The following is a 23,637-nucleotide window of genomic DNA, read 5'->3' as shown; positions in this document are numbered from 1 at the left end:
TATGTATACGGAAGCATTGAGGTTTCTTACATCGTTACATTATTGTCAAATAATAAATGATTACTACTTATTTTGAAGGAGTATAATAAAAATAGAGTGATAGATAATGAGATGGAATAAAGAGGCCAATAGAATCAATGTTCCATATATTTACACTATTCTAAATATATAAACTTTAAAAATATGGTATGTTAGCGTTTTCATAATTTTTAAGTTATGCTAGAATAAGGACATAAGTTATTAATTATTACAAAAAGAAAAAAGACTTTCTTTTTTCTGTTAATTATAAGGGGGCATTTCATTATGCGTATTGGGGTACCAGCAGAAATTAAAAACAACGAAAACCGTGTGGCAATGACACCAGCAGGTGTTGTACATTTAATTCGTAACAATCACGAAGTATTCATTCAAAAGGGTGCAGGTTTAGGATCTGGTTTCACAGATGCTCAGTATGTTGAAGCGGGAGCAAAAATTGTTGATACAGCTGAAGAAGCTTGGAACATGGAAATGGTTATGAAAGTTAAGGAACCAATTGAAAGCGAATACAAACACTTCAGTGAAGGTTTGATCTTATTCACATACTTACACTTAGCTCCAGAACCAGAATTAACAAAAGCATTAATCGAAAAGAAAGTTGTTTCTATTGCATATGAAACAGTACAATTAGAAAACCGTTCTCTACCATTACTTGCACCTATGAGTGAAGTAGCTGGTCGTATGGCTGCACAAATTGGTGCACAATTCCTTGAGAAAAACAAAGGCGGTAAAGGTATCTTACTTGCAGGTGTTCCAGGGGTTAAACGTGGTAAAGTAACAATCATCGGTGGTGGACAAGCTGGTACAAATGCTGCTAAAATTGCAGTTGGACTAGGTGCGGATGTAACAATCATCGACTTAAGTGCAGAACGTCTTCGTCAATTAGATGACATTTTCGGAAACCAAGTAAAAACTTTAATGTCTAATCCTTACAATATTGCAGAAGCTGTAAAAGAGTCTGATCTTGTAATCGGTGCAGTATTAATCCCAGGTGCAAAAGCGCCAAAACTTGTAACAGAAGAAATGATTAAATCAATGGAACCAGGTTCTGTTGTTGTAGATATCGCGATTGACCAAGGTGGTATTTTCGAAACAACTGACCGTATTACAACTCATGATAACCCAACTTATGAAAAACACGGCGTTGTTCATTATGCAGTTGCAAACATGCCAGGTGCGGTTCCACGTACATCAACTCTTGCATTAACAAACGTAACAGTACCATATGCAGTACAAATTGCTAACAAAGGCTACAAAGAAGCTTGCCTAGGCAACTCTGCATTACTAAAAGGTATTAACACATTAGATGGCTATGTAACATTTGAAGCAGTTGCAGAAGCTCACGGTGTAGAGTACAAAGGTGCTAAAGAATTATTAGAAGCAGAAACAGTATCTTGCTAATAGAAGCATTATACAAAACAAAATCGAACAATATATAAACCAACATGATAAGAGCTAAGAGTGAATATCTCTTAGCTCTTCTTGGCAAAAGGGGGCATACATCGTGGCCAACCTATTTAAAAAGAAATCCGTTACGCAACTGTTAGGGGAAAGTAAAAGTAAAACTTTAACGAAAACGCTAGGGGCATTCGACCTAACAATGCTAGGGATTGGTGCGATAATTGGTACAGGAGTTCTAGTATTAACAGGATTAGTAGCAGCAAGAGATGCTGGTCCAGCAGTTATTTTTTCATTCATGATTGCAGCGATTGTTTGTGGATTTGCAGCATTATGTTATGCAGAAGTTGCGTCTACACTTCCAGTTTCAGGTAGTGTATACACATATTCATATGCGACAATTGGTGAGTTTATTGCCCACCTAATGGGATGGACATTATTATCCGTATATGTCGTAACAACTGCCGCAGTAGCTGGTGGATGGACAGGTTATTTCAATAACTTAGTGAGTGGATTTGGATTAGAAATCCCAACAGAGCTGTTAAAGATTCCATCACAAGGTGGGATTGTGAATTTACCAGCAGTAGTCATTACTTTAGTTTTAACTTGGTTACTATCAAGAGGTACGAAAGAAAGTAAGCGTGTGAATAACATAATGGTATTAATTAAAATTGGTATTGTTATTTTATTTATTGCAGTTGGTGCGTTTTACGTACAACCAGAAAACTGGACACCATTTGCACCATACGGTATGAGCGGAATCTTTGCCGGAGGAGCAGCAGTATTCTTTGCTTTCTTAGGATTTGATGCATTAGCAACTTCTGCTGAAGAAGTAAAAAATCCACAACGTGATTTACCGATTGGTATTATTGCTTCGTTAGTTATTTGTACAATCATTTATGTTGTAGTTTGTCTCGTTATGACAGGTATGGTTTCTTATAAAGAGTTAGATGTACCAGAAGCTATGGCATATGTGCTTGAGGTTGTAGGACAAGATAAAGTAGCAGGTGTAATCGCAGTTGGAGCTGTAATTGGTATTATGGCTGTAATCTTTGCTTACATTTATGCAACAACACGTGTATTCTTCGCGATGAGCCGTGATGGTTTATTACCAAAATCATTTGCGAAAATTAATAAGAAAACAGAAGCGCCAGTATTCTCAACTTGGTTAACAGGTATTGGTAGTGCTTTAATTGCTGGATTTATCGATTTAAAAGAATTGTCGAATTTAGCGAATATTGGAGCATTATTAACATTTGCGATGGTAGGTGTGTCAGTTATTATTCTTCGTAAAACACATCCGAACTTAAAACGTGGCTTTGTGGTACCACTTGTACCAACGCTACCTATTATTTCAATCGCATGTTGTCTATTCTTAATGTTTAACTTACCATTAACAACATGGATCTACTTCGGTATTTGGTTAGCAATTGGAGTAGTTGTATACTTTGTTTATTCGAAAAAACATAGTCATTTAAAAGACGATGGAAGTTCGCAGGATAATTTAGAACAAGCTAATTAAAAGCTTAATTAAAAGGGATATAAGTATAGTAAGCCTTGTGCGTCTAGGGAGCGCGCAAGGCTTTTTTCTTTTGGGGAAAATGTACATCCTTTTTTGTATGAGAATGTAATGGATGCGGAAAATATGTGTAAGCCGTATTAAAATGTGAACAAAATGTTCGAAAAAATGTATGAGATTTTATTGACACATATGAATGGACGCTCATATAATAAGAGTGTAAGATATATGAATGATTGTTCATATGTTCAAATGATGAGGTGAGCTATAATGGCTGAAAATAAAGTAGAAACACCACAAGAGACATGTTCTCAAACGATAATTCATGAAGAAGTTGTTGATCAAGTAAAACAAACAATTCCAACTGATGAAAGTTTAAGTAAAGTAGCAGAATTATTTAAAGTATTAGGCGATCGTACACGTACGAGAATATTACATGCGTTATTTGAAGCTGAAATGTGTGTTTGTGATTTGGCGTATTTATTAGGAATGACACAATCATCAATTTCACATCAGCTTCGTGTATTAAAGCAAGCGAAACTTGTAAAAAATCGTAAAGAAGGAAAAGTCGTTTATTATTCGTTAGCTGACCAGCACGTAATTCATATCTTCGAGCAAGCGTTTGAACACGTAAACGAGGAAGAATAAAAAACGCGAGGAGGGAGAACGATGGCTGAAGCATTAGTGAAAAAGAAACTGATGTTAGAAGGTTTAGATTGTGCGAACTGTGCAATGAAAATTGAAAAAGGTGTTGGAAATATAGAAGGAGTAAATTCTTGCTCTGTAAATTTCGCGACAAAAACAATGATTTTAGAGACAGCACAAAATAAAGAAAGCGAAGTTGTTACAGAAGCAAAACAACTCGTTACAAAATTAGAACCGCACATTAAAGTACAAGAAGAAAAAAGCACAAAAGTAGCAAAAGAAGTGTTTATATTAGAAGGTTTAGATTGTGCAAACTGTGCGATGAAGATTGAAAATAAAGTGAAAGAAATGCCGACCGTTTCAGAAGCAACTGTTGATTTCGTATCAAAGAAATTAAGAGTTGAAGTAGCGAATAAAAGAGAATTAGAAGCGACTGTAGCAAATATAACAAATGTCGTTCAAAAGTTAGAACCAGATGTGAAAGTTGTTCGTGAAGAAAAGGGTGGTCATGACCACGGGCATAGTCACGACCACGGTGAAGCAAATGTGAAAAAGATGATAGGACGATTAGTGGTCGGTGGAATTTTGACAGCAATTGCTGCACTAGCTGGCTTACCACAAATGATAACGATTCCGTTATTCGTTCTTGCGTATTTATTAATAGGTGGAGATATCGTTTGGAGAGCGGTAAGAAATATAACTCGTGGCCAAGTGTTCGATGAGAACTTCTTAATGGCAATTGCAACACTAGGAGCTTTTGCGATTCAGCAATATCCAGAAGCCGTTGCAGTAATGTTATTCTACCAAGTAGGGGAACTATTCCAAAGTATTGCGGTAAACCGTTCTCGAAAATCAATTACTTCATTAATGGATATTCGTCCTGATTACGCGAATGTAAAGGTTGGAAATGAAACGAAACAAGTATCACCAGAAGATGTACAGATCGGTGATTATATTATCGTAAAGCCAGGTGAGAAAGTACCGTTAGACGGAAAAGTAGTTGAAGGGACATCAATGGTAGATACTTCAGCATTGACTGGTGAATCTGTACCACGTGAAGTGGAAGTTGGAAATGATGTACTAAGTGGTTTTGTGAATCAAAATGGCGTATTAACGATTGAAGTTACAAAAGAATTTGGTGAATCAACTGTATCGAAAATTTTAGATTTAGTTCAAAATGCAAGTAGTAAAAAAGCACCAACAGAAAACTTTATTACGAAGTTCGCGCGTTACTATACTCCAGTTGTAGTTATTACCGCAGCGATTATGGCGTTCATTCCACCACTTATTTTAGAAGGAGCTACATTTGCAGATTGGATTTATAGAGCGTTAGTGTTCTTAGTAATCTCTTGTCCATGTGCGTTAGTTGTATCTATTCCTCTTGGATTCTTTGGAGGTATCGGTGGTGCATCTAAAAGTGGTGTATTAGTAAAAGGAAGTAACTATTTAGAAGCTTTAAATGATGTGAAATATATTGTTTTTGATAAAACAGGAACATTAACAAAAGGTGTCTTCAAAGTTACAAAAATGGAACCAAGCGAAGGCATTACAAATGAAGAATTACTAGAGTATGCAGCATTTGCTGAAGTGTATTCTAACCATCCAATTGCACAATCAATTCGAAATGCATATGGAAAATCAATTGATGAAAAAATAATCGATGATTATAACGAAATTTCTGGTCATGGTACAGTCGTTAAAGTGCAAGGAAAAGAAATCTTTGCAGGTAATGCTAAATTAATGAGAAAAGAAAACATTACATTTAAGCAACCAGAAACAGTAGGTACATTAGTTCACGTTGCTGTAGATGGAAAATATGCAGGTTATATTGTTATCTCTGATGAGGTAAAAGAAGATTCAAAACAAGCAATTCAAAAGTTAAAAGAATTAGGTATTAAGAAGACAGTCATGTTAACTGGTGACGCAAAACCAGTTGGTGAAGCTGTAGGTAAAGAATTAGGTTTAGATGAAGTTCATGCAGAACTATTACCGCAACAAAAAGTAGAAGAGATTGAAAAAATTGATGCGGCGAAGCACGGAAAAGAAAAAGTTGCTTTCGTTGGTGATGGTATTAATGACACACCGGTATTAGCAAGGGCAGATGTTGGTATTGCAATGGGTGGTTTAGGATCAGATGCAGCCATTGAAGCAGCAGATATCGTTATTATGACTGATGAGCCTTCAAAAATTGCAACAGCTGTACACATTGCAAAACGTACACGACGCATTGTATGGCAAAATATCATCTTTGCATTAGGTGTAAAAGGGTTAGTTTTATTACTTGGTGCTTTCGGTATTGCAACAATGTGGGAAGCGGTCTTCTCAGATGTGGGTGTGACACTACTTGCAGTGTTAAATGCAATGCGTGTACTACGAGTGAAAGATTTATAAAAAAGAGGACGCAATCAGCGTCCTCTTTTTTAGGTTATTTTGTTGAAATTGACTCACTAAAATAATAGCAAATATTATTTTATTTATAAATAACTTAATATTAAAATTTACAAATAAAAAATATTTGTCTTATTATGTTAATATATTTTTCATAAAGATATATATAGTATGAAAAAAAACAGAGAAGGAGGAGCCTCTCTGTTTTATTTTTGTATATTTTTTTCAACTTGTTCTCGAACAGTTTGAATGTAATTCATTTTATGATCCCAGCATTCTTGACTTAAATCGACAGGATACTCTTCGGGATTTAAAGTTCGCATATACTCTTCCCAAAATAGCGCGAGACTCTGTTCATTGTATTTTTGAATATCTAATATGTCTGGTAGTTCATATGTTCTTTCGCCGTTAACGAAAATGTCTTTATGCAGTTCGCGGGCTTCAAAGTTTGTTACAAATTTACTTATATACGTGTGAACAGGGTGAAACATTTTTAATCGTTCTTCTTTTCCTGGTTCTTCAGAATCTAATGCAATATAATCGCCTTCTGCATGATCATTAACTCGATTGATAATGCGATAAATTCGTTTCAGTCCTGGAGTCGTAATTTTTTCAGGGTTAGATGAAATTTTAATTGTATCATTTAACTTTCCATCAGTATCTTCAATCGCAACTAGTTTATATACAGCCCCTAACGCAGGTTGTTCAAAGGACGTAATCAATTTTGTTCCAACGCCCCATACATCAATTTTTGCTCCTTGAGATTTCAAGTGCATAATTGTGTATTCATCTAAATCGCTAGAAGCGATAATTTTTGTATTTGTAAACCCAGCTTCATCTAGTAGCATTCTTGCTTTTTTTGATAAATAAGCCATATCACCACTATCAAGGCGAATGCCATAAAAATCGATACGATCTCCAAACTCTTTCGCGACGCGAATCGCATTTGGAACACCTGATTTTAAAGTGTCGTATGTATCAACGAGAAAGACGCATCTTTTATGAGTTTCAGCGTACTTTTTAAATGCGACATATTCATCGCGATATGCTTGAACGAAAGAGTGAGCGTGTGTGCCGGCTACGGGTATTCCGAATCGCTTTCCGGCCCGTACGTTACTCGTAGATGAGAAACCACCAATAAAGGCAGCGCGTGTGCCCCAAAGAGCAGCATCAAACTCGTGGGCACGTCTTGTGCCGAATTCTAAAAGTTCATCGTTATTTGCAGCGTGCTTCATACGAGCTGCTTTTGTTGCAATTAATGTTTGGTAATTCACAATGTTTAACAGGGCAGTTTCAATAATTTGTGCTTCACCGAGCGGTGCATCCACACGTAATAAAGGCTCGTTATTAAATACAACTTCACCTTCTTGCATACTTCGAACTGTCCCAGTGAATTTCATATTTTTTAAATAATGAAGGAATTCTTCTTCAAATTGTAATTCTGCTAAATAAGAGATATCGCTTTCGGTAAAGCTGAAGTTTTCTATGTACTCTACAATCTTTTCAAGACCAGCAAAAACAGCATAACCGTTCTCGAATGGAAGCTTTCGAAAGTATAAATCAAACACCGAGCGGCGATTGTGAATACCATCTTTCCAATATGTATAAGCCATATTAATTTGATATAAATCTGTATGTAAGGCATAGCTATCGTCTTTATAATAAGTCATCGCGAAAACACCTCCATAATTTGGTTATAGTATACCAATTTTTCATCGCTCGTAGCAAAGAATGGATATGAAAGTATAGTCAAGAGGGAAAAAAATGAAATATTGCATATTTTTTAGAAAATTAACATTTATCAATTTATATTTCTCAAGATTTTATGTATTATTAGAGTAATGGGGGTAATGAGAATGGAGGAGGACAATGCAACAAACATTAGAAAAAATAGGCAAACAAGTCTTTTATAAACGGCTACAGCAAAAAATGACACAAGAAGAATTATGTCAGGGCATTTGTTCTGTCTCATACTTAAGTAAAATCGAAAATGGAAAGATCGAAGCATCAGAAGAGATTCTACAATTGCTCTGCGCAAGATTAGAAATTGCCGTGACGGATTTGAGAGATGTAGAAGAAGATGTGAAGGGGAAGCTGGATGAATGGTTAAACGCACTCGTTCATTTAGACAAGCAACTAGTAGAGCGCATATATGAAGAATTACAAGGTGAAATGAAGCATGTTTTGGATTTTGAAATTATAAATTATTATAAGTTACTTTATACACGTTATTTAATTATGAAAAGGGATATTTCTGCACTCGAAGAAGAATTAGATAAGTTGAAGAAGGTATATAAAAAATATTCTCCATTTCAGAAGTTATTATATATGTATAGTAGAGGGTTATTGTGCTGTTTACAGTATAGATGGAAGGATGGGCTAGATTACTTATTAAAAACAGAAGTAATGGCCAAGGAACAAGGGTATCATGAAACAGGCATGTATTATAATATAGCGCTTGCATATACTCATTTAGATATTCATCATCTTGCAATTCATTTTGTAAATATGGCATTAGAAGGATTTCGTAGTGAATATAAGTTTAGAAACATAATTAATTGCCAAATCCTTATTGCGGTAAGTTATACAGAAAAAGGTCAGTATGAAGAAGCTTTAAAGATGTATGAGAGCATATTGAGAGAGGCCACATCTTTTGCTGATAAGGATGTACTATTAGCTATTACTTTAAGCAATATGGGAAGTATCTATTATAAAAAAGGCAAATATCAGCAAGCGAAAAAATATTATTTAGATAGTCTACAACTTCAAAAACAAATAGATTTAAACTATTTAGATACAATATACGAAATGGCATTAGTATGCATTAAATTAGAAGAGTTGGAAGAGGCAAGGACATTAATTGATAAGGGGATTGATGCAGCAAAACAGGAAGAGAGATTTAATGCAAAATTATATTTGCTTTTAATGCTTAGATATAAATATTTTGAAGAAGCAAAAGATTATAAAGTGTTTTTGGAAAATGAGGCTATCCCGTTGTATAAATCTGCAGGAAATAAAATAGAATTAAAGAAAGTATACATTGAACTAGCAGAACATTTTTCCGGTTTATCCAGATTTGAAGAAAGTAATCGATATTATAGGTTAGTTATTGATTTAATGAATGATAATAAGGAGGAATAAAAATGAAAAAGATGGTATTTGGAGTATTGGCGTTTATAGTGACTCTTACAGTTGCTGGAGGAATACATCAATATAGCAGTAAACCTGATATTGTTGGTCAACAAGCTAAAACTGTTGAACAAGTTAATTTATAATCTCCCCCCTTTCCAACCGGAAAGGGGTTTTTCAATATTTGTTCCTCAAAATTCTACAAAACTTGAGAAAATAATTATTTGAATTTTTAGTATATTAATAGTGGAAACATAATGCTAATATGAAACTACTCTTTTTCAAAAAATAATTTATTAGGGGGAAGGTTCATGAAAAAGAAAAGTTTAGCGTTAGTGTTAGCGACAGGAATGGCAGTTACAACGTTTGGAGGGACAGGCTCTGCATTTGCAGATTCTAAAAATGTGCTCTCTACGAAGAAGTACAATGAGACGGTGCAGTCACCAGAGTTTATTTCTGGTGATTTAACTGGAGCAACTGGTAAGAAAGCAGAAACTGTTGTGTTTGATTACTTAAACGCGGCAAAAGGTGATTATAAGTTAGGGGAAAAGAGTGCACAAGATTCTTTCAAAGTGAAACAAGCGAAGAAAGATGCTGTAACTGATTCAACAGTATTACGTTTGCAACAAGTATATGAAGGAGTACCTGTATGGGGTTCTACGCAAGTAGCTCACGTAAGTAAAGATGGTTCTTTAAAAGTATTATCTGGAACAGTTGCACCTGATTTAGACAAAAAAGAAAAGTTGAAAAATAAAAATAAGATCGAAGGCGCAAAAGCAATTGAAATTGCGCAAAAAGATTTAGGTGTTACACCTAAATATGAGGTAGAACCAAAAGCGGACTTATATGTATATCAAAATGGTGAAGAAACAACATATGCATACGTTGTAAATTTAAACTTCTTAGAGCCGAGCCCAGGAAACTACTACTATTTCATTGAAGCAGACAGTGGTAAAGTATTAAATAAATATAATAAATTGGATCATGTAGCAAATGAAGATAAATCACCAGTTAAGCAAGAGGCACCTAAACAGGAAGCGAAACCAGCTGTAAAGCCTGTAACAGGAACAAATGCAGTGGGTACTGGTAAAGGTGTATTAGGAGATACGAAATCGCTTAATACAACGTTATCTGCATCATCTTACTATTTACAAGATAATACGCGTGGAGCAACGATTTTCACATATGATGCGAAAAACCGAACTACATTACCGGGAACGTTATGGGTAGATGCGGATAATGTTTTCAATACAGCGTATGATGCAGCGGCAGTAGATGCTCATTACTATGCAGGTAAAACATATGATTATTATAAAGCTACTTTTAATAGAAACTCTATTAATGATGCAGGAGCACCATTAAAATCAACAGTTCATTACGGAAGTAAGTATAATAATGCGTTCTGGAACGGCTCACAAATGGTATACGGAGATGGTGATGGTGTAACATTCACTTCATTGTCTGGTGGAATTGATGTAATTGGCCATGAATTAACGCATGCTGTTACAGAGTATAGCTCAGATTTAATTTATCAAAATGAATCAGGAGCATTAAATGAAGCTATTTCAGATGTATTTGGTACATTAGTAGAGTATTATGATAACCGTAACCCTGATTGGGAAATTGGTGAAGATATTTACACGCCTGGTAAAGCTGGAGATGCACTTCGCTCTATGAGTGATCCAACAAAATATGGTGATCCAGATCATTATTCTAAGCGTTACACAGGCACTAGTGATAACGGTGGCGTTCATACAAATAGCGGTATTATTAACAAAGCGGCTTACTTACTAGCGAATGGTGGTACGCATTACGGTGTTACTGTGAACGGTATTGGTAAAGATAAAGTAGGAGCGATTTATTACCGTGCAAATACGCAATATTTCACGCAATCTACTACTTTTAGTCAAGCTCGTGCTGGATTAGTACAAGCTGCAGCTGACTTATATGGTGCTAGCTCTGCAGAAGTAGCAGCAGTTAAGCAATCATATAGTGCTGTTGGTGTAAACTAAGGATTTAAGGGAAGTTATTAATAAAATACTTCAAAAATAAAGAAGGAGCATAGGCTCCTTCTTTATTTTTTTCTCCATTTTTTCCACAAATAATACAATCCGATACAACCTGCGCTTGTTACAATCCACTTTGCTTCGTTTGTACCGTTTATAACATGGTATGCAGAATATACTTCAATTAATAAGGACGGTATTTTACCTATTGTACTGGCAATACTGAAGGATAGTAATGACATTTTGCCTAGAGCCGCAAATAAAGTCACGATACTGGACGGAATGAATGGAATGAAACGAAAAGAGAGGACGAGTAGAAAGGCCTCTCTACCTTCTACGTACAGAAGACGTTCTACCTTAGGATACTTATTTAATTTATCGTGAGTGAGCTTTTGAAGGCCTATACGGTAAATATAAAACGAGATAATAGCACCTAAGGCTTCACCTATGATCGAAATGATTGTGCCGTTTACTACGCCAAAGAGCTGTATGTTAATAGCGGTCAAAAAAATACTAGGGATAACACCTAAAAGACTGATGATGATGTTAATTAAGATACTAAGTGGAATTGCAATTGAGTAATAGTCTGTTAAGAAGTTTTGAATTGTTTCAGCCATCGTTTAAAATCCTTTATCTTTTTTTGCATTACACCATATTTTCATTATGTAGGCAAGTGTAAATTTACATAATGTAGAAAATGTTGATAAAATAACATATTTATACCTTATAAGGGTATTAGGTATATTGAAATAGGGGTATATTTTCATTTCTTGAAAAACACAAATAAAACCTAGTTATTAAAGGTTTTTATTTGTGTTTTAGGGGTGTTTTAGCTTGGGAAATAATTCGAAAAATATAGGGGTATATTTATGGGGATGTCAAAAATAGTGGTTTCATGAAAATTGGTAAGGAATTTGAAAAATGTGTATGTTTTTTCGGTGTGAAATTGACTTTTAGTGGAGTTACGATAATAATCATGAAAGAGGTGGTATGATGAAACGAATAAGTAGTCTTTTCTTGAGTAGTTTATTGGCACTAATGCTGATCTTAAGTGGATGTGCAGGAAAAGAACAAAAAACAGAGAAACAAACAGGGAATCAATCGACATCAGTAGAAAAAATTAGTGATAATATTTTAGATGAAATGGAAGGGCCGCCTAAAAATGGTCATACGATTGAAAGACATGTAGGCAAATCAGAAGAGGATTTGAAGAATCGCTTGAAGACAGATAAAGTATCAGCGGCAAGTACATACTATGATAAGGAAACAGCAACGAAAGCTGTAAAAGATAGTTTGAAGCAGCATGATAAGGAAATTCAAGATTGGTTAAAAAATTCTAAAGAGGCACGTCTCGTATTAAATACAACGCATTCATTCCCGGTTGGAAAAACGGTAATAAAGAAAAATATGAATGTAAAAGACAAGTTAGTAAAAACTGTTACGGTTTTAGCGAGAGATAAGTCAGGAGATTTAGGATATAAGATCATTACTTCTTATCCATCTGACAAATAAGAAGGGGGAGTACATATGTATACGACATTACAATACTTTCTTAAATCGTACTGTACGTTAAGTGTCCATGAGGATGAAATAGTAGGCGTGATGGAAGAGTTTATAGAGCAAGAAGACGAAGAAATTGTTTTGAAATTACGCGATGAATTATTATATATGAAGAAAAAGGATGCTTGGGAAGAGGCGTGCGTATTAGCTGCGAAGCAGGGGAATCGTATGTGGTCGTTAGAAGAAACGAAAGATCATCTTGCAACCTTTTTATTATTATTGCAAAAGAAAAAGGCGTGAGTAAATCACGCCTTTTTTGTTTTTGAAATTTATCCGTTCGCTAGTGTCTTATTGTTTTGGAGCGCTTTTATATACGCTTTTTGAAATTTGTCCATTAGATATTACTTCACCGTTTTGTGTTACCTTTTTATATGTAACTGCTGTTATTTTATCGTTAGTTCTACTAATTACTTGAGAAGAAACTTCAACATTTTTACCAGTATTTGTACCGAAAATGCGTGTAGTAATACTGCCTCCATTTGAAAATGCTTGAATATAAATATGATTGCCTGTATTGTTTTTAAATTTTAAATCTGGACCATAATCTGCCACTGCTGCATCTTGCCCAAGCGGTAAGTAATTTACAGGCATAGAATGATTGCTTCGAGAAACAATTCCTAAATCCGCTCTTAAAGCAGCGCTATATAAAGTACTACTAACTTGGCAAACACCTCCGCCTGCACTTTGTATCACTTTACCCTGTGAAAATACTGCTGCGGATTTATAACCATGTGCAGCATCCGTTACGCCAACGCGGCCATTAAAACTAAATGTTTCATCAGGTGCGACAATAACTCCACTTAAAGTATTAGCTGACTTATTTACGTTAAAGGATTGATTCCCATTACGACCAGCCATTGGAGTAGAGTATTCAGCAATTACTTCTTTAATCCCCATTTTCTGTATATCCTCTGTAGAACGTTCAGGTTTTAATAGTGTAACTGGTAATGTAACGTCAGGTGTGCCAGAAGTAATGGCCTGCCTCGTTAAATCAGTTAACTTTGCTTTATCGATTTTTTCTCCATTTTGACTTTGACTAATATTTACTGTAGTGCCTTCAATACTTAATTCAGCATTAACAGGATTTTTTAATGTTTCATTATATTTATCCTTCATAAAGCTTTCATAAGCAGTTGTATTTAATTTAGGTGTTAATTTGTAGTCACGTTTTAATTCACCGTTTTCCGCTTGCTTCCGCATTTTGTAACGATTCATTGCGTTTCCTTCTTGTTCTTTAAAGATTTTGTCTATAAGGTCTTTTTCTTTATAATTTATCCCTAAATCTTTCCATGTGTACGTTTGTTTATCATTTTGTGATATATAGGTAAGTGATTTTTGATCTAATTCAGTTACCTTTTGATTAATAATGGCTTGAATATCTTGTTTATTTTTTCCGTCGAGAGAAATACCTTCAAATGTAGTATTTGGTAGTGCAGTAGTATCTAACTGATTATTTAGTTTGGATACATATTGATATCCACCAACACCGCCTACACAAAGTAATATGCCTCCAGCAATTGCAGAACCGATCAGTATTTTACTTAGCTTCATTTATTTCCCCCCAGAAATTTTCGTATAAATATATGTATTACATTTTTTGTATAAAAATGATGAAAATAACATTATGTACGTACTAGTATACTATTATTTCCACTATGTGTGTAATGTTTTTATAAAAAATGTTACACTGTTGTAATAATTGTCTCTTTTTGTCACAATATGTACGAGAAATATGTTGAAAAATATAATAAAAAGGCTGTCTAGAAAGATCTAGCAGCCTTTTTATTATAATTTTTTATGTTCATTTTTATTCGTAACACCGAGATGTTCTTGTAGTGTTGTCGAAATATTATTGACGCTTTTTTCGTTTGGAACGTAATAATAAATACCACCTATATATTTATCAGTACCTTCTACTTGCAATTTGTCCATTTTTAAGTTTGAACCCATTGAATTTTTCGCAATTGTCATCATATCATCAAAAGTTAAATTTGTTTTTAAGTCTTTATCAACTGCGTCTAATAGGCCACCGATTTTATTAATGGAATTAAGAGATAGTGCTTTTTCAGCAATAGCTTCTAAAACAAGCTGTTGTCGTTGTCCGCGCATATAATCACTATCGATATGACGAGTTCTAGCTAGTGCTAATGCCTCTTCTCCATTTAAATGTTGACGTCCTTTTTTCAGGTGAATAGCATCTGCTTCGTCTTTACTATTTTGTTCTGTAAACTCTACTGGAACGTCGACAGTAATACCACCAAGGGAATCAACAATTTTGATAAATGATTTAAAGTTGAATTTTACATAGTAATCAACTGGAACATCTAAAAAGTTCTCTACCGTATCAATTGTGCTATCTACACCACCGAATACGTGCGCATGTGTAATTTTATCGTATTTCTCACGTGATTTAATGTAGACACGTGAGTCACGTGGAATACTGACAAGCTTAACAGATTTATCGTTTTTATTAATCGTGGCAAGTAATAGCGCATCTGTACGAGTTGCTTTTCCGTAATTTTTGTCCCTGATTTCACTTTCATCGACACCCATAATGAGTACAGAAATGTTATCAGTCATAGGTTTAACGGCTTTTTCACGTTTGCTGGATTTATCCCCGCGGCTCAGTTCTGAATAGGCATTACTTAACACAGACTTCGCTTTACTGTATATATGGAAGGAGTAGCCTCCTGTTCCTAGTGCTATAATCAGTAATGGAATAAGAAGGAACCAAAGGAGGCGTTTTTTCTTTGATCGTTCTTTTTTGGCTCGGGTATCTTTGTTCATGTCGGATTTCATCATTTTTTCTCCTTTAAAACTATCAAAGTGTATACATCTAGAAGCATATTCAAACACATAAAAAATATTGTACGCTAAATAAAAGCGATTGTACATGTATAAAAAATAGATGTCTTGATTATTTATTAAGACATCTATTCGTTATTGTATACAAAAGATAGAGATAAGAAAATGATAAAATTTTACCTAATTACAACATAATGCTTACGATAATTGCAGATAAAATGCTAACGAGAGTAGCTCCGTATAGTAATTTAAGGCCAAATCTGGCAACGACGTTTCCTTGCTCTTCGTTTAATCCTTTTACCGCACCTGAAATAATGCCGATAGAAGAAAAGTTGGCAAAAGAAACGAGGAAAACAGAAATAATACCAACTGTACGGGGAGAAAGGCTATTAGAGATTTTACTAAGGTCCATCATTGCTACAAATTCATTCGTTACAAGCTTCGTTGCCATAATGCTACCAGCCGCGACAATTTCAGAACTTGGTACACCGATAAGGAATGCAATAGGCGCAAAGACGTAGCCGATTAATTGCTGGAAAGTAATGCCGAATATAATGAGGAATAGATCATTAATGCAGCTAATTAATGCGACGAATCCGATAAGCATAGCGCCGACAACGATAGCTACGCGAAAGCCATCTAAAATGTATTCTCCAAGCATTTCAAAAAAGCTTTGCTTTTCGCCTTTAATCTCTAAAATATCTTCGTCATCTTTCACGTCGTAAGGGTTAATGATAAGTACGATAATAAAACCGCTAAATAAATTGAGAACGAGTGCGGTTACTACATATTTAGGTTCAATCATTGTCATATAGGCACCTACGATAGACATAGATACAGTTGACATGGCAGATGCACAAAGTGTATAAAGACGGTGTTTTGGAATTTGAGCTAATTGTTTTTTGACCGTAATAAAAACTTCTGATTGGCCGACAATGGCAGATGCGATAGCATTATAAGATTCTAATTTTCCAAGACCATTTATTTTGCTGAGGAAGTAACCGATCCAACGAATGAAAAATGGTAGTATTTTGAAATGTTGTAGTATACCAATTAAGACGGAAATGAAGACAATTGGTAATAAGACAGTAAGGAAAAAGGGCATTTCACCTTTATTGGCAAGGCCGCCAAATACGAAGTTTATACCATCAGCAGCATAATCGAGTAGCTTTGTAAACAAACTGGAGATGACCCGAATAAGTATGAGACCGATTTCTGTATTCAATAATAAATAGGTTAAAATTAACTGTATAAGAAGCATGATGAAAATAGGTTTAAATTTAATATGCTTCTTATTGTTACTAGCGATATAAGCAAGGAAGAAGACGACGATAAGTCCTAAGAAAAAAGTAATAAATTTCATAGTAAGCCCCCTAAAAGAGATATTCTGCTATATATGTTTTTCATTTCAAGGGAGAATATGCATCTTTGGTAAAGAAAGGAATAAAGAAGTCATGAATATAAGTAGAGTGCATCACGTTGCAATTATTTGTTCGAATTATGAACTGTCAAAGTATTTTTATACTCAAATATTAGGTTTTCAAGCGATAAATGAAGTATATAGAAAAGAACGAGATTCTTATAAGTTAGATTTATGTGTAGGGGGAGAGTATCAAATCGAATTATTTTCATTTCCAAGTCCGCTTAATCGCCCAAGCTTCCCAGAAGCAGCTGGACTTAGACATTTAGCATTTGCTGTTACAAATATAGAAGAGGCTGTGAAACATTTAAATCAATGTGGTGTTGAGACTGAGGCGATACGTATCGATGAAATAACCGGAAAAAAATTCGTCTTTTTCCAAGACCCTGACGGTTTACCGTTAGAATTGTATGAGGTTTGAAATTGGTGAATTTTATATAGGGTTGCTTTTGCGTAAATGAAGAAACTAAAGTGAAACTTCTTTTTTAAAGGAGGTGTAACTTTAGCTAAGAAAGCTAAAGGATATATGTGGATATTATAAAATTATTGATGGTCGCTATCCTTATTGCATTAACAGGTTTTTTTGTAGCTGTTGAGTTTGCAATTATTAAGGTGCGCAGCAGTCGTATTGATCAACTCGTTACTGAAAAGCGACGAGGAGCATTGGCAGCCAAAAAAGTAACTTCAAATTTAGATGAGTATTTATCAGCATGTCAGTTAGGTATTACAATTACTGCGTTAGGGCTCGGGTGGTTAGGCGAGCCGACTATAAAACATTTACTCGAGCCGTTGTTTTTAAAACTACAATTTTCTCCTGCAATTGCAAGTACAGTTTCATTTATTATTGCCTTTGCAGTGATTACATTTTTACATGTTGTCATTGGTGAACTTGCTCCGAAGACGCTTGCTATACAAAGGGCAGAGCAAGTTAGCTTACTATTATCGAAGCCAATTATTTACTTTTACCGATTCATGTATCCGTTTATTTGGGCTTTAAATGGTTCTGCAAGGCTTGTGACAGGATTATTTGGATTACATCCGGCTTCTGAACATGAAGTTGCTCATTCGGAGGAAGAATTACGATTAATTTTATCTGAGAGTTATGAGAGCGGAGAGATTAATCAAAGGGAATTTAAATATGTAAATAATATTTTTGAATTTGATAATAGAGTTGCAAAGGAAATTATGGTACCTCGTACGGAAGTTGTAGGGTTATATGAGGACGAACCATTTGAAACACATATTAAAATAATCGCACAAGAAAAATATACGAGATATCCTGTATTTGGTGAAGATAAAGATGAAATTATTGGGATGGTTAATGTAAAGGATTTATTTATTCGTTATATGGATGGTAATCGAGACGAGGAGTGCTCGATTACGCCATATACAAGGCCAGTTATTGAAGTGTTAGAAAATATCCCTATTCATGATTTGCTATTACAAATGCAAAGAAAACGAATTCCATTAGCTGTATTATATGATGAATATGGCGGTACCGCTGGGATCGTTACACTAGAAGATATTTTAGAAGAAATTGTTGGAGAAATCCGAGATGAATACGATGAAGATGAACACCTGCCTATAGAGCATATAAGTGAAGGGTGTAAGATTGTAGATGGAAAAGTGCTTATTAGTGAAATAAATGATTTATTTGGCATACACTTAATCGCTGATGATGTAGATACAATTGGTGGCTGGATTATGGTACAAAAGCAAATCGTTGCTGAAGGAGATATTATTGAAAAATCAGGCTTTTCTTTTAAAGTTCTTGAAAAGGATATGCATCAAATTAAACGAGTGGAAGTAAAGAAAGTAGAAGAATGATTTTCTATAAATATTTATCCCACTTTAATGGGCAGTAAGACTCCCACCTCAACATTCAGCGAAAGCAAAGAATTTAGGTGGGGGTCGGGCTGCCCATTAAAGTCCGATTGGTGAGGGCTGATTAAAGTTTCACTTTATAAAAAGTATATATAGAAAAATAAATGTTTGCGCTTTCAAAACAGGTGCTATATAGTGAAGGTGGATACTGAAAAATTCTTCTGCATGATACTCGTATTTTTAGAGGGCGAATTTTTTAGATAAGGATTTAGAATGAAAAGTATAGGTGATGAAAATGATAGCAACGAAGGATATACGTATAGAAAAAGACTTTTTAGGTGAAAAGGAAGTACCAAATGTAGCTTATTATGGTGTACAAACATTACGTGCTGTAGAAAACTTCCCGATTACAGGATATCGCATTCATCCGTCACTCATTACGGCAATGGCAATTGTGAAAAAAGCGGCGGCACTTGCAAATATGGATACTGGTTACTTAGCGAAAGACATTGGACATGAAATTGCAGAGGCAGCACAAGAAATTGTTGACGGGAAATTCCATGATCAATTTATCGTAGATCCAATCCAAGGCGGTGCTGGAACTTCTATTAATATGAATACAAATGAAGTAATCGCTAATCGAGCGTTAGAACGTATGGGATATGAAAAAGGCGAGTATGCAAAGATTAGCCCAAATACACATGTGAATATGGCTCAATCAACGAATGATGCGTTTCCAACGGGAATTCATATTGCAACTCTTATGATGTTAGAAGAACTTCTTATTACAATGGAAGAACTTCATGCAGCTTTCCGTGCAAAAGCAAAAGAGTTCGATCACGTTATTAAAATGGGGCGTACACATTTACAAGATGCTGTTCCGATTCGTCTTGGACAAGAATTCGAAGCGTATAGCCGCGTGCTTGAGCGTGATATAAAGAGAATTAAACAGTCTCGCCAACATTTATATGAAGTGAACATGGGGGCGACAGCTGTTGGTACAGGATTAAATGCAAACCCTATGTATATTGAACAAGTGGTTAAACACTTGAGAACATTTAGCGGATTCCCACTTGTTGGTGCAGAGCATTTAGTTGATGCAACGCAAAACACAGATGCATACACAGAAGTATCTGCGGCATTAAAAGTATGTATGATGAATATGTCTAAAATTGCGAATGACCTTCGTATTATGGCATCTGGTCCACGTGTTGGATTGGCGGAAATTCAATTGCCAGCTCGTCAACCAGGTTCATCTATTATGCCAGGGAAAGTAAACCCTGTTATGGCAGAAGTAATCAATCAAGTTGCTTTCCAAGTAATTGGTAATGATCATACAATTTGTTTAGCATCAGAAGCAGGACAATTAGAGTTAAATGTAATGGAGCCTGTACTCGTATTTAATTTAATTCAATCTATTAGTATTATGAATAACGGATTCCGTGTATTCCGTGAATATTGTATTAAAGGAATTACAGCAAATGAAGAATTGCTGAAACAATATGTTGAGAAAAGTGTTGGAATTATTACAGCAGTTAACCCTCATATTGGTTATGAAGCAGCATCTCGTATTGCACGTGAAGCAATTGAAACAGGAAAATCTGTTAGGGAGTTATGTTTAGAACATGGTGTACTGACAGAAGAAGAATTGGATATTATTTTAGATCCATTCGAAATGACACACCCTGAAATTGCTGGTGCTTCTTTATTAAAGAATAAGAAGATGTAATGTGAAAAACCCCGATCCACTTGGATCGGGGTTTTATTTTTAAAAGATATTAAATACAGCGTTTAACTGAAGTAAGCTAATGATAGCTAAGAAGATTAAACTATATTTCATTGCTGTTTTAAATAGGACAGATTCTTTACCAACTAGTCCAACTGCTGCACAAGCAACTGCTACAGATTGTGGTGAAACCATTTTTGCCATTGTACCACCTACTACGTTTAATGCAACAAGAGTAGAAGGAACGATGTTTAATTGATCTGCAGTTACTGCTTGAAGCGGTGCAAATAATGAACCACTTGATACTACTGATCCTGTAATGAATACGCCAATCCATCCTAAGATTGGAGAAAGAACAGGGAATGCATTACCAGTAGAAGAGAATGCAAGTCCAAGTGTAGATGACATACCAGAGTAGTTTTCTACGTAAGCTAAAGCGATAACGCTACAGATTGTATATACTGGAGCTTTTAGTTCTTTTATTGTTTCGACCATTAATTCTTTAACCATTTTTCCTTTTACGCGGTACACGATAAGTGAAACGATAATTGCTAATACGATTGCAGTAGTTGTAGATGAGAATACATCAAACTTGAAAACAGCTGCGAAAGGTGTATCAGCTTTTGTAATTGGTGTAGTTTTCATAACAGCATTATGAAGACCAGGGAACTGAATGTTAAATACTAAGTTTGCTAGTGCGCCATCCGGAGCAAATAAAGCTTTAATTGGTTTTAAATTAAAGATTGTAACGAATGCAGTTAAGAATACGAATGGAGACCAAGCATATAGAATTTGATTGAATGTATGAGCTTCTTTTTCTTCTTGTTTTTCTTCTTTAGTAGAAGATTTTGGCTGCCAAACACGTAAGAATAATGCAAGAGAGACCATACTTACAACGGCTGCGAAAATATTAGTAAGTTCTGCACCTAAGAAATAAGTTACGACGAACTGAGTAATTGCGAAAGAAATACCACTTACAAGAATACCTTGCCAAGTTTCTTTAATACCTTTAATTCCATCGACCATTGAAACGAGTAAGAAAGGTAAAACAATACTAATGAATGGTAAAATAAGAACAGTTTGACGACCGATAGTTAATGCGTCTAATTGAGTTAATTGTGCTGGTACTGTAACTGGGATACCCATAGCACCCATAGCACCACCAGCGATGTTTGCTACTAAACAAATACCTGCTGCTTTTAATGGATTAAAGCCCATACCTACAAGTAATGCGGCTGTAATAGCAACTGGAACCCCTAGACCAGCTGCGCCTTCTAAGAAAGCACCGAAAGAATAAGCGATTAATAATACTTGTAAACGTTGGTCATTTGTAATGCTTGAAATACTATCACGAATGACATTGAATTGCTCTGTTTTAACAGTTAATTTATAAAGGAAAATTGCTGCGATAACGATAGTACAAATTGGATAAAATCCAGATAAAACACCGAATCCGGCAGATGCTACAGCTACTGTTGCTGGCATTTTATAAACGAATATAGCAAGAATAATAGCGACGATCACACTGTAAAGACCAGCGATATAACTTTTCATTTTCAGTCCCATTAAACAAATGATGAAGCAGAAAATTGGAAGTGCTGCGATTAGTGCAGATAACCAAATATTGTTTAATGGATCATAAATTTGTGTCCAAGTACTCATAATAATGACAACTCCTATCTATTTTATGTGAAGAAATTCACATTATTTGTGAAACTATTCACAATCAACTTACATGCTTAGTATATTCTCCTTCAACACTATTGTCAACGTAAAAAAGTATAATTATTCCATAATAGTGTTAAAAGAAATACTTTGTTCATAAAGTAGACAAAAAGCCCGTTCAAATAGATTTGAGCGGGCTAGATAAATTATTTGCATATTCTTTTCTTTGCTTATTGATCTTACAGCTCTATATTAGAAGCCGTCTTTGTATCAAATAGGAAAGGATGCAGAAGTATTTAATATTTGTTAGGTTGGTATAGCTTGTCCCATTTGATCAAGTTAGAAAGGGGACAGTGAATGCACTTAATAGGAAGTATTCCGTCACAGTTCAAGCTAATAAATACGAATGAAAAAGCAATAAGTTAATTTTTAATGTTACGGTATCTTTTTTACTGAAAATTCCTTTTAGTGTAACAAAGAGGTTAAATATACTCCAACTACTTTACGAAAGGTTATCAATTATAGATGGTATTTTACGATATCATTACTGCACGTTGCAATGAGTTGAAAATATAACAAAAAGCCTGATAAAACAACGTTTGCAAGCAAAGTATTTGCAGCCCGCTGTTTTGCTTTTTCGTTATATCATATAGTATAATATTCAAAATCAGCAAGGAATTTTTCCTGAGTTCTTTGTTGGTTAAAATGGAAAAAATTTTCGGCTTTATAAGTTGATAAAGTTATGTCGTAACAGGAAATATAAGAACAGATATATAAATAAATAAAAAGAAAATAAAAACGAAAATGAGGGGAACTTTATGAGCCAAAATCAATTCGAATGTCGTATTTCAGAAGAAGATGTACAAATGTTAAGAGCGCTAGCGCATCCGTTACGTTTACGCCTAGTAATGGAACTAATGCAACGAGGAACTTGTAATGTAACACAATTACAGGAAGTGTTAGAAATTCCGCAATCAACTGTGTCGCAACATTTAACGAAATTAAAACAAAATAAAGTAGTGCGCTTTGAAAGACGAGGACTAGAAGTGTATTATCAAATTCATAATGATAAAGTAAGTGAAGTTGTAAAAACATTATTTTCTTAAAATTTGAATATTATGGAAAAAGACGTGTGGGATATACGTCTTTTTTTATTTGTCAGAAAGGTGATATGAGAGTAAATGTTAGCATGTAAGGAAGAAAAGGCTATCACTTTACAGGTTGCTATATGGAATAGATTCTAAAGGGAAAAGAAAAGATAGAAAGGAGTGTAGTAAGTAAAAGGAGGAATAGTAGAATGGATGTAAAACGTGTGAAACAAATCTTATCTTCTTCAAGTAGAATTGACGTTACATATGAGGGCGTACCAGTATGGATTGAGAGCTGTGATGAGCAGAGTGGAGTTGCTCAAGTGTATGATGTATCTAATCCTGGAGAAAGCGTTCACGTGAACGTGACAGCTTTAGAGGAGAAGTAATAGAAAAGACGCTTCTAAAATTAGAAGCGTCTTTTTTAT

Annotated in this window: 20 protein-coding genes; 14 read left to right on the top strand and 6 right to left on the bottom strand. The window is 34.9% G+C overall.

Annotated features, from left to right (window positions below; all coding sequences use genetic code 11):
- Positions 1 to 303 precede the first annotated feature (303 nt).
- The 4 genes from ald (at position 304) to AC3WVA_RS21905 (ending at position 5,989) form a co-directional block, all read left to right on the top strand.
- Complete coding sequence (ald, locus tag AC3WVA_RS21920; RefSeq protein ID WP_001219742.1) at positions 304 to 1,437, top strand: alanine dehydrogenase; 1,134 nt, start codon at positions 304 to 306, stop codon at positions 1,435 to 1,437.
- 103 nt (positions 1,438 to 1,540) lie between these two features.
- On the top strand, positions 1,541 to 2,956 hold the full coding sequence (locus tag AC3WVA_RS21915) for an amino acid permease (RefSeq protein WP_098227617.1): 1,416 nt from the start codon (positions 1,541 to 1,543) through the stop codon (positions 2,954 to 2,956).
- Positions 2,957 to 3,223: 267 nt separating this feature from the next.
- On the top strand, positions 3,224 to 3,601 hold the full coding sequence (locus AC3WVA_RS21910; RefSeq protein ID WP_002195075.1) for an ArsR/SmtB family transcription factor: 378 nt from the start codon (positions 3,224 to 3,226) through the stop codon (positions 3,599 to 3,601).
- 21 nt (positions 3,602 to 3,622) lie between these two features.
- Complete coding sequence (locus AC3WVA_RS21905) at positions 3,623 to 5,989, top strand: heavy metal translocating P-type ATPase (RefSeq protein WP_098345910.1); 2,367 nt, start codon at positions 3,623 to 3,625, stop codon at positions 5,987 to 5,989.
- Positions 5,990 to 6,192: 203 nt separating this feature from the next.
- On the opposite strand, the gene AC3WVA_RS21900 is transcribed toward AC3WVA_RS21905, so the two are convergent.
- Positions 6,193 to 7,656, bottom strand: a complete 1,464-nt coding sequence (locus tag AC3WVA_RS21900; protein WP_098521261.1) for a nicotinate phosphoribosyltransferase — start codon at positions 7,654 to 7,656, stop codon at positions 6,193 to 6,195.
- Between the two features lie 199 nt (positions 7,657 to 7,855).
- Between AC3WVA_RS21900 and AC3WVA_RS21895 the strand changes: the two genes are divergently transcribed.
- The 3 genes from AC3WVA_RS21895 (at position 7,856) to AC3WVA_RS21885 (ending at position 11,127) form a co-directional block, all read left to right on the top strand.
- A complete protein-coding gene (locus AC3WVA_RS21895; RefSeq protein WP_098521262.1) occupies positions 7,856 to 9,127 on the top strand; it encodes a helix-turn-helix transcriptional regulator in 1,272 nt (423 codons plus the stop codon).
- 2 nt (positions 9,128 to 9,129) lie between these two features.
- On the top strand, positions 9,130 to 9,261 hold the full coding sequence (nprX, locus tag AC3WVA_RS21890; protein ID WP_016112135.1) for a quorum-signaling peptide NprX: 132 nt from the start codon (positions 9,130 to 9,132) through the stop codon (positions 9,259 to 9,261).
- 165 nt (positions 9,262 to 9,426) lie between these two features.
- Complete coding sequence (locus tag AC3WVA_RS21885; RefSeq protein WP_098521263.1) at positions 9,427 to 11,127, top strand: M4 family metallopeptidase; 1,701 nt, start codon at positions 9,427 to 9,429, stop codon at positions 11,125 to 11,127.
- Between the two features lie 62 nt (positions 11,128 to 11,189).
- On the opposite strand, the gene AC3WVA_RS21880 is transcribed toward AC3WVA_RS21885, so the two are convergent.
- Positions 11,190 to 11,738 (bottom strand): TVP38/TMEM64 family protein, encoded by a 549-nt coding sequence (locus AC3WVA_RS21880; RefSeq protein WP_098345913.1) that lies wholly within the window; start codon positions 11,736 to 11,738, stop codon positions 11,190 to 11,192.
- Positions 11,739 to 12,114: 376 nt separating this feature from the next.
- Between AC3WVA_RS21880 and AC3WVA_RS21875 the strand changes: the two genes are divergently transcribed.
- Both AC3WVA_RS21875 and AC3WVA_RS21870 read left to right on the top strand, forming a co-directional pair.
- Complete coding sequence (locus AC3WVA_RS21875) at positions 12,115 to 12,633, top strand: RNase A-like domain-containing lipoprotein (protein WP_000822712.1); 519 nt, start codon at positions 12,115 to 12,117, stop codon at positions 12,631 to 12,633.
- A gap of 15 nt (positions 12,634 to 12,648) precedes the next feature.
- Complete coding sequence (locus AC3WVA_RS21870; protein ID WP_048525081.1) at positions 12,649 to 12,921, top strand: hypothetical protein; 273 nt, start codon at positions 12,649 to 12,651, stop codon at positions 12,919 to 12,921.
- 48 nt (positions 12,922 to 12,969) lie between these two features.
- On the opposite strand, the gene AC3WVA_RS21865 is transcribed toward AC3WVA_RS21870, so the two are convergent.
- From AC3WVA_RS21865 to AC3WVA_RS21855, 3 genes are all read right to left on the bottom strand, one after another.
- On the bottom strand, positions 12,970 to 14,232 hold the full coding sequence (locus AC3WVA_RS21865; protein WP_098521265.1) for a VanW family protein: 1,263 nt from the start codon (positions 14,230 to 14,232) through the stop codon (positions 12,970 to 12,972).
- Positions 14,233 to 14,466: 234 nt separating this feature from the next.
- Positions 14,467 to 15,483 carry an LCP family protein gene (locus AC3WVA_RS21860; protein ID WP_303660242.1) on the bottom strand — a complete coding sequence of 339 codons (1,017 nt, stop codon included), beginning with the start codon at positions 15,481 to 15,483 and terminating at the stop codon, positions 14,467 to 14,469.
- Positions 15,484 to 15,670: 187 nt separating this feature from the next.
- Positions 15,671 to 16,849: a NupC/NupG family nucleoside CNT transporter gene (locus AC3WVA_RS21855; protein ID WP_098345916.1), complete on the bottom strand. Its 1,179-nt coding sequence runs from the start codon at positions 16,847 to 16,849 to the stop codon at positions 15,671 to 15,673.
- A 91-nt stretch (positions 16,850 to 16,940) separates the two neighbouring features.
- Here AC3WVA_RS21855 and gloA2 point away from each other — a divergent pair, with 91 nt between their 5' ends.
- The 3 genes from gloA2 (at position 16,941) to aspA (ending at position 20,459) form a co-directional block, all read left to right on the top strand.
- A complete protein-coding gene (gene gloA2 / locus AC3WVA_RS21850) occupies positions 16,941 to 17,327 on the top strand; it encodes an SMU1112c/YaeR family gloxylase I-like metalloprotein (protein ID WP_492322182.1) in 387 nt (128 codons plus the stop codon).
- 107 nt (positions 17,328 to 17,434) lie between these two features.
- A complete protein-coding gene (locus AC3WVA_RS21845; RefSeq protein WP_098345917.1) occupies positions 17,435 to 18,733 on the top strand; it encodes a hemolysin family protein in 1,299 nt (432 codons plus the stop codon).
- A gap of 292 nt (positions 18,734 to 19,025) precedes the next feature.
- Positions 19,026 to 20,459: an aspartate ammonia-lyase gene (aspA, locus tag AC3WVA_RS21840; RefSeq protein ID WP_048525075.1), complete on the top strand. Its 1,434-nt coding sequence runs from the start codon at positions 19,026 to 19,028 to the stop codon at positions 20,457 to 20,459.
- A 39-nt stretch (positions 20,460 to 20,498) separates the two neighbouring features.
- Here aspA and AC3WVA_RS21835 read toward each other — a convergent pair whose 3' ends face one another.
- On the bottom strand, positions 20,499 to 22,118 hold the full coding sequence (locus AC3WVA_RS21835; RefSeq protein ID WP_000109123.1) for an L-lactate permease: 1,620 nt from the start codon (positions 22,116 to 22,118) through the stop codon (positions 20,499 to 20,501).
- Between the two features lie 821 nt (positions 22,119 to 22,939).
- Between AC3WVA_RS21835 and AC3WVA_RS21830 the strand changes: the two genes are divergently transcribed.
- Together AC3WVA_RS21830 and AC3WVA_RS21825 are read left to right on the top strand one after the other, a co-directional pair.
- Positions 22,940 to 23,227 carry an ArsR/SmtB family transcription factor gene (locus tag AC3WVA_RS21830; RefSeq protein ID WP_000081429.1) on the top strand — a complete coding sequence of 96 codons (288 nt, stop codon included), beginning with the start codon at positions 22,940 to 22,942 and terminating at the stop codon, positions 23,225 to 23,227.
- 191 nt (positions 23,228 to 23,418) lie between these two features.
- The gene (locus AC3WVA_RS21825) at positions 23,419 to 23,598 is read left to right on the top strand and encodes an acid-soluble spore protein H (RefSeq protein ID WP_000382683.1); all 180 of its coding nucleotides are present in this window, start codon (positions 23,419 to 23,421) and stop codon (positions 23,596 to 23,598) included.
- Positions 23,599 to 23,637: the final 39 nt, after the last annotated feature.

The sequence above is a fragment of the Bacillus sp. EB106-04-02-XG92 genome (assembly GCF_058791995.1).
Note: the sequence above shows the minus strand (reverse complement) of the source record. Positions and strands in the feature narration are given on the sequence as shown.